Origin of the sequence: Ornithinibacillus proteolyticus (assembly GCF_039581225.1) — a bacterium.
GTDB lineage: Bacteria > Bacillota > Bacilli > Bacillales > Amphibacillaceae > Ornithinibacillus > Ornithinibacillus massiliensis.
On the sequence record NZ_JBCPXV010000086.1, the window covers coordinates 1 to 5,322 of the forward strand.

The window sequence follows — 5,322 nt, forward strand, 5'->3', positions numbered from 1 at the left end:
GGCAGATCGTATGAATGCACAATTAATTCAGCAGCAACAAGCCGCGTGATTATTGTTTTTTAAAAGTATATTTTAGAAATTCTGTAGGTCTGTGAATTTTTAAAAAGAGCAATTATGAAATTGATTCTGTTGAAATAATAAACATACTAATATTAGTTGGTTAGGTCATCGACGGATGATTTTACCTACTATTTTCTATTTAGAGTTATACTGAGAAGTGTAACGAACATAAGAAGTTTCGCTCCGAGCGTAATGCAACAAAACAATATCTCAAAAGATTCAAGGATTATTTGTAACAAAACAAAAGTATCAAAAAGACCAGAAAAACTTTGGAGAACGTAAAAATTCAAAGACCCGTTCTGACACCTCATTTATGCGAATGAAAGATGATTATATGAAGAACGGACAACTTAAAATTGGTTATAATGTGCATCTTGCGATTGAAGGTCTATGCGTTCGCTTGTGCATGTGTTTCCGATACACGCCTAATCATTCTGTTCTTGGAAACTATTAACAGGATATTCTTTACGCTACCAATGTTCATCGTCTCCGATGCAGGTTATGGAAGCGAACAAAATTATGAGGATGTCCTCATTCAACGAAAACAGACTACACTCATTACCTATAACCAATATCGAAATTAGAAGAAAAGAAGGACTTTTGCTAACATAACAAATGGACATCAGTGAAGTGGATGACTCTTTTACGTGTCCAAATAACAAAACATTAGCATTCCGATATCTCTAGACGGTATATGAATGCGATGACTGTACTGAGTGTCCACTATGTTCTTTATGACAAAGGAGAATCCCAAAGAACCATTTTTCAGTTATTTTTAACTAATTATGTTACGAGTAGAACCAGATTAGAAATAAGTAAATAGTATCGCTCTTAGTGAAAAAAACAAAAACCTTTAATGTATGGTATCACTTTAATTAGTATTACCTGTTTTATTTTGAGTTTACACTAATTAAGTATTCTAACCGTTCTTTGAACTTATTATTTTCTATACCTGGTTTTAGTGTTGCTACACCAATAGAGTGATTCTCATCGATGTCTAGTAAGTCATTTTTATTAATTACCGTAGGACAAAGTGCAAGCACTTCCTCTACAACATTTTCCCTCCTCGTATTTAATTTGTAAATATTATTTGCGTAGATTTTTAACTGTTCTACAACCTTACTCTTTTTTGAAGTATTAATTAACTTCTTATTCCAAAACCGTAATGCTGGACTGTACTTTGAGTCCATAATAATTGTCTTTATAAAATTATTATGTTTATACACATCAAGTCTAAAATCAGGTTTATTACGCTCTACACGGATCCAGTATGGCGATTTATCCGCTTTTGCCTGTTCTGGTGTTTTACCAATCATAGCGTTGAAAATTAGTTTTAAAGTATAGTCACCTTTTTTAAAATTGATACTTGTACCATCAGGAATAGCGGGAACAGTAATTTTGTTGTCTTTATTCTCTTTTTGATATATCCAGCCTTGGATTGGTTGGTAACCTATCTTTACTAGATATTCTATAATTTGAATCATACACCAATACTCATATAAGACTTCAGTGGATTTCCAATTATAGTCGAATAAATCTTCAATCTTGTTCTCTATCTGACCATTAACTAGCAAGTGGATTCGATAGAAGTTATTATAACCTGGTGTTTTGATAAATTGCTGTGATAAAGTCACTTTACGTGTAGGTCTCAGTTGCTTGATAAATGCCGTATTTCTGAAATTCAATAGCTTAACACGTAAATCATCAACTGCTATTTCAAACTGTATAATTCTTCGCAATTGTTTTTCACGGTTCAAAATTTTTGAATCTATCCCAGTTTTTTTACCAAAGCGATATCGCTTTAAATCTGCTAACTCATTGTTGAAATACTCTTTTACCTTACCAATATCAAATTTGGCCTTTTTCAGAAGTTCTATGAGGTCATAAAGCACTTTTACAAGATAATTGTTTACTTTGTTATCGTAATTCTCAACCATGGTATAACTGTAAACTTTCTCATTGGATAAAGGATTTCGCATATAAAGTGTTGGGCTATGCTTAATTTGGTTTAGCTTCAGCGATATACTATCAAATTTTTTGCTTTTAACTAATGGCATTTCTAAGTGATTTTTGTCTAGGTCTATATATGGATTTTTTAGAATAGTGCTCATTGAGTATTCCATCAAACGTTGATGCTTTAACAATAAATACGCATAATCTAAATAAGTCGGATCAATTTCTGTAGTTTCGTTCAATAAACCAAGTGATTTATTTTTTCTAATCCAGTCACGTGCAAGGCCTTTCACCTTGGATTCAATATCCTTCACCATTTGGTAATGTTCATTAATTTCTATGTTGTTTGGTTTAATTAGTATCTGACTATAGTAGGTCTCACCCTTATAGACTACCTTGACTTTATACACTCCTGGTATTAACGGACTACCCACGTCATTATTTAAGTGACGGTGTATCATGATTTCATTATCTAAACAAATAAAGCCTGTCTTACCCTGCTCAAGTTCAACATCATCACCGAGTTCATCAATATAATCAAAGCAATCCATAAATAACTTTGCATCCTCGTCTTTTTCCGATGATGTTGTGGTAAAGCGAACTGCTAAATTATCATATTCTAGTAATCCCAAATCTTCAATAAAGTTTAGATCCTTATTCATTGAAAATCGTTTAAGTTGTTTCAAGTATTTAACTTCATTTTCGGTATTGTAGTAGGAAACAAATTCTACTTTGAATGGTTGGTCTGAAGTTAACTCACTAGTAAGTATAGCCATATAATTTCAACTCCCTAATCTTACGTTTAATTGCAGTATAAGAATTGGGATAAACTGTTTCATCTAATATACTTAATAAGCCCTTTTCATCTTCCAATAATATTTCTTTTAATTCATCTAAAGTCCCACGGATTTTAGGAATGATTTTTTGTGATATTTGTAGATCAAATGCAGATGAACGACTTAATACTTGGCTAGATGGCAGGTTCAACATATAAGAATTGATATGGTCAAGTACACGAAAACCGATTCCTTTTGAAGCGTCTTGCTTAATTAAAATTTGATTTAATTGTTCTAATATCTCGATTTCAGAAGGAAGTAAGCTAATTTCTGATGTATTCTTCGTCCAATTACTATAATGGTACAAATCTACCACTTTATCTACTTTACTCTCTTTTGTTGTGTTTCTACTAACTTTCTTATACAAGTTTACCCAGTTATTAATATGGTTCTTTGGTATATTAAACTCAATGAAGTTAGCACGGTCTAATACTTTATCTGATAATGTTTGTGTTGTTTCATCATTATTAATAGTACCTACAAATAGAACATTAGGGAGAATATTGATTTCATGGGGGTATTGTTCACCATTCAATACTCGTCCAACTAATTTTTTGCTATATAGTGATATTTTCCTTTCATTGCCTTCCATCTCCAACACACTTAAAAATTGTGAAAAGTAATATTCTACCTTGGCTAAGTTCATTTCATCAAAACAAATTAAAAAGATTTTGTTCTGGTTATTTTTTGCTTCAATTAGTACATCGACTAATCCCGATTCAGATGGACGGTATATATTGTTAATTGTATCTAGGAACCCTATTAAATCTGTATCATCTTTCCAATTTGGTTTTACAGGAATCATTTTGAACTGTTGCATATCTTTATTTATGATACCCAATGCTTTGGCATATTGGAAAACAACTTGCGTTTTGCCTGTTCCCGATGGTCCACTTAAAATAACTAAGCGGCGAGTCTTTAATGCAGTATGAAAGTTAATAAGCTGTTTCTTTTCAAAAATTAATCCTCTTTTATTCAACTGTTCAAATAATGTATTTAAAAATTCATCTTCTGAGTACTTTTCTTCTTCGAAATCATCAGTTGTTTCTTCAACAATTTTCTTTAACTTTACTTGTTTATCTAGACTAACAGGAATCCCTTTTTCAATTAATCCATTTGTTAGAATTACATCCTGAAAGAAATCATAATCGACATATATAGCATGCGATTCAATAATTATGTGTTCTGTATACGCATTAAAGTCAATCGGTAGTTTTTTTAATGTTCCGTCTATTGTTACATGCCATCCATCATTCAATTTCTCAAAATCTTGGAACTCCCCATATATATAATCACCAGAAACTACACATGAAGTTGTTATTCTTTCAAGGAAATCGTAATTGCCAATAGATTGTGACGATAAGATTCTTTTTTCAAATGAGTACTGGCTATGTTCATTGAATATTGGTATAGTCATTAGACTACCGATGGCTTTATCAGAGATACCTTTTGGTTTATCAATGATTTTAAGACTATTATTCGAAACCTTAATATTCTTTTCACCATAGTTGTTTTCATCAATGTATGGTTTGAAGATAAATAGCTTAGTAGTAGCAAAGCTTTTAAAAGCATCTTCTTTAAAAAATTGTTGTTTTTGAGAAATAGATTCCCATTCAGAATCTCTTAGTTGATTATCATATCCAAGCGCAAAACGATTTCTAAATACTTTTTGATGTTCTAATGGAATATCGTCAGTATTTAATATATCCAACAAGAACTGAAACTGATTAAAGCCAGAGTGTAGTGCTTTAACTGGTAAAAAATTTGGATGAATTTCTTGCAAGCGTGATTCAGACGCTAAAACCCCCACAAGATATATATTAAGTTCCATGAATGAATCCCCTCTTTTCTGATTTATTTTAATCAATTACAATATATGTACAATTCCCATTAGAAAAAGTTCTACTTTTCAACCATTCACCCCTCGTATATTTAATCTGTTAATTTATTTTACAATTTTTCCTATATCTTAACATAATTATCTAGCATTTTAACTCATTCAAGATTCTAAACCATTTGATATTTAGCTGAAATTGTCAAAATAAATAATATTAGTTAATAGAGAAACACACTATTAAAACAAACATCAATTAAATTAAATACAAAACCATATGTTGTAAAGAACGCTATAGTAATCTTTACAAAATCCGTTAAGTACTATCCTTTTTAGGCCAACTCAGAAAATATAACTATTACCATAATCTATTATTACAGCTCCATTGTATTCTATCCTAAATATACTTTCTGATTAAAAACTATTATATACTATGTAAGTAATTACTTTGAAATTGATGATAGGTTAACATGTTAGTTAATAAAACATAATTATGTATATCTATCGGATTCAAAAGAGGCTGGGACAAAACCCCAGTAAATTAATATAAGCATGGTCCTTACCAACGTTTTAACGGTAAGGACCATGCTTATTATTTTTTGCACGCAATTTTCTGATATTAAAGTAAACAAAAAGGAC

2 protein-coding genes are annotated in these 5,322 nt (G+C 31.0%); both read right to left on the reverse strand.

The features are described from left to right. Positions 1-950 precede the first annotated feature (950 nt). Positions 951-2,789, reverse strand: a complete 1,839-nt coding sequence (locus AAIB49_RS19375; protein ID WP_343458997.1) for a nuclease domain-containing protein — start codon at positions 2,787-2,789, stop codon at positions 951-953. Next, positions 2,773-4,680, reverse strand: a complete 1,908-nt coding sequence (locus AAIB49_RS19380) for an McrB family protein (protein ID WP_343458998.1) — start codon at positions 4,678-4,680, stop codon at positions 2,773-2,775. Before AAIB49_RS19380 ends, AAIB49_RS19375 begins: the two co-directional genes overlap by 17 nt. Positions 4,681-5,322 lie beyond the last annotated feature (642 nt).